The sequence below is a fragment of the Amycolatopsis sp. NPDC051372 genome, from assembly GCF_040682095.1.
Taxonomy (GTDB): Bacteria; Actinomycetota; Actinomycetes; order Mycobacteriales; family Pseudonocardiaceae; genus Amycolatopsis.
The window spans coordinates 1-2,883 of record NZ_JBFBAF010000092.1 but is presented as its reverse complement, the minus strand read 5'-3'; the positions used below and the strand labels follow the sequence as shown (position 1 = coordinate 2,883).

2 protein-coding genes are annotated in these 2,883 nt (G+C 60.1%); one reads left to right on the top strand and one right to left on the bottom strand.

Annotation, left to right across the window (positions count from 1 at the left end; translation table 11 throughout):
- Positions 1-1,042: DNA-binding transcriptional repressor LacI (gene lacI / locus AB0M56_RS50440; RefSeq protein WP_364190777.1), on the bottom strand; the 1,042-nt coding region annotated here is incomplete at its 3' end.
- A gap of 210 nt (positions 1,043-1,252) precedes the next feature.
- On the opposite strand from lacI, the gene AB0M56_RS50435 reads away from it, so the two are divergent.
- The gene (locus tag AB0M56_RS50435; RefSeq protein ID WP_364190774.1) at positions 1,253-2,479 is read left to right on the top strand and encodes an acyl-CoA dehydrogenase family protein; all 1,227 of its coding nucleotides are present in this window, start codon (positions 1,253-1,255) and stop codon (positions 2,477-2,479) included.
- The last annotated feature ends 404 nt before the right edge of the window (positions 2,480-2,883 follow it).

Genomic DNA, 2,883 nt, shown 5'->3' with positions numbered 1-2,883 from the left:
TGGCACGACGGTCGAGTTCAGCCGGCTGGTGAACTCCGGACCGGCGACGGGCGCGAGTTCCACCGTGAGCCACTAGTGAGACGGGCAACAGCTGATTGCCCTTCACCGCCTGGCCCTGAGAGAGTTGCAGCAAGCGGTCCACGCTGGTTTGCCCCAGCAGGCGAAAATCCTGTTTGATGGTGGTTAACGGCGGGATATAACATGAGCTGTCTTCGGTATCGTCGTATCCCACTACCGAGATGTCCGCACCAACGCGCAGCCCGGACTCGGTAATGGCGCGCATTGCGCCCAGCGCCATCTGATCGTTGGCAACCAGCATCGCAGTGGGAACGATGCCCTCATTCAGCATTTGCATGGTTTGTTGAAAACCGGACATGGCACTCCAGTCGCCTTCCCGTTCCGCTATCGGCTGAATTTGATTGCGAGTGAGATATTTATGCCAGCCAGCCAGACGCAGACGCGCCGAGACAGAACTTAATGGGCCCGCTAACAGCGCGATTTGCTGGTGACCCAATGCGACCAGATGCTCCACGCCCAGTCGCGTACCGTCTTCATGGGAGAAAATAATACTGTTGATGGGTGTCTGGTCAGAGACATCAAGAAATAACGCCGGAACATTAGTGCAGGCAGCTTCCACAGCAATGGCATCCTGGTCATCCAGCGGATAGTTAATGATCAGCCCACTGACGCGTTGCGCGAGAAGATTGTGCACCGCCGCTTTACAGGCTTCGACGCCGCTTCGTTCTACCATCGACACCACCACGCTGGCACCCAGTTGATCGGCGCGAGATTTAATCGCCGCGACAATTTGCGACGGCGCGTGCAGGGCCAGACTGGAGGTGGCAACGCCAATCAGCAACGACTGTTTGCCCGCCAGTTGTTGTGCCACGCGGTTGGGAATGTAATTCAGCTCCGCCATCGCCGCTTCCACTTTTTCCCGCGTTTTCGCAGAAACGTGGCTGGCCTGGTTCACCACGCGGGAAACGGTCTGATAAGAGACACCGGCATACTCTGCGACATCGTATAACGTTACTGGTTTCACATTCACCACCCTGAATTGACTCTCTTCCGGGCGCTATCATGCCATACCGCGAAAGGTTTTGCGCCATTCGATGGTGTCCGGGATCTCGACGCTCTCCCTTATGCGACTCCTGCATTAGGAAATTAATACGACTCACTATAGGGGAATTGTGAGCGGATAACAATTCCCCTGTAGAAATAATTTTGTTTAACTTTAATAAGGAGATATACCATGGGCAGCAGCCATCACCATCATCACCACAGCCAGGATCCGGGGGACGAAAACCTCTATTTCCAGTCGATGCGCCGTACGGTGTTCAACGAGGATCACGAGGCGTTCCGGGAGACCCTGCGCGCCTTCATCGAGGCCGAGGTCGTACCGGTGTACGACGAGTGGTTCGCGGCCGGCCAGGCCCCCCGCGACTTCTACTACAAGCTCGCCGAGCTGGGCGTCTTCGGTATCCGCGTCGACGAGGAGTACGGCGGCGCGGGCATCGACTCGTACAAGTTCGAGGCCGTGATGTACGAGGAGACCTCGCGCGCGGGCGTCTCCTTCATCGGCTCCGGCGTGCACGTCCTGCTCGGTCTGCCGTACATCAAGATGCTCGCCACCGACGAGCAGAAGAAGCGCTTCCTGCCGAAGTTCGTCTCCGGTGAGGAGATGTGGGCCCTCGCGATGACCGAGCCGGGCACCGGCTCCGACCTCGCGGGCATGAAGACCACCGCGAAGCTCTCCGACGACGGCACGCACTACGTGCTCAACGGCGCCAAGACCTTCATCACCGGCGGCGTGCACGCCGACCGCGTGATCGTCTGTGCCCGTACCGCCGCGCCGAAGGAGGACGACCGCCGCTTCGGCATATCCCTGTTCGCCGTCGACACCAAGTCCGCGGGCTACTCCGTCGGCCGCAAGCTGGACAAGCTCGGCCTGAAGGTCTCCGACACCGCCGAGCTGGCGTTCGTCGATGTGAAGGTGCCGGTCGAGGACCTGCTCGGCGAGGAGAACAAGGGCTTCTCCTACCTGGGCCTGAACCTCGCCTCGGAGCGCTGGGGCATCGCCTTCGGCGCGTACGCGCAGGCCGCGGCGGCGGTCCGGTTCGCCAAGGAGTACGTGCAGGAGCGCACGATCTTCGGCAAGACCGTCGCCTCCTTCCAGAACACCAAGTTCGAGCTGGCCGCCTGCCAGGCCGAGGTGGACGCCGCGCAGGCCGTCGCCGACCGCACCCTGGAGGCCCTCGACGCGGGCGAGCTGTCCCCGGCCGAGGCCGCGAGCGCCAAGCTCTTCTGCACCGAGGTCGCGCACCGCGTCATCGACAAGTGCCTCCAGCTGCACGGCGGCTACGGCTACATGAACGAGTACCCGATCGCCCGCCTCTACGCCGACAACCGCGTCAACCGCATCTACGGCGGCACCAGCGAGGTCATGAAGTCGATCATCGCCAAGTCCATGGGCCTCTAGTAACATTTAAGTAAGTACTCGAGTCTGGTAAAGAAACCGCTGCTGCGAAATTTGAACGCCAGCACATGGACTCGTCTACTAGCGCAGCTTAATTAACCTAGGCTGCTGCCACCGCTGAGCAATAACTAGCATAACCCCTTGGGGCCTCTAAACGGGTCTTGAGGGGTTTTTTGCTGAAACCTCAGGCATTTGAGAAGCACACGGTCACACTGCTTCCGGTAGTCAATAAACCGGTAAACCAGCAATAGACATAAGCGGCTATTTAACGACCCTGCCCTGAACCGACGACAAGCTGACGACCGGGTCTCCGCAACCTCACCGGGCACCGCCCACGTGACCTCGGTGCCGAGCAGCCCGGACGTCAACAGGTGATCGGTCGACCCGTACAGCGGCCGGACACCGAC

What these genes read in the sequence shown, in the direction of transcription:
- AB0M56_RS50435 (WP_364190774.1), top strand. Translation starts at nt 1,253, where the DNA reads ATGGGCAGCAGCCATCACCATCATCACCACAGCCAGGATCCGGGGGAC.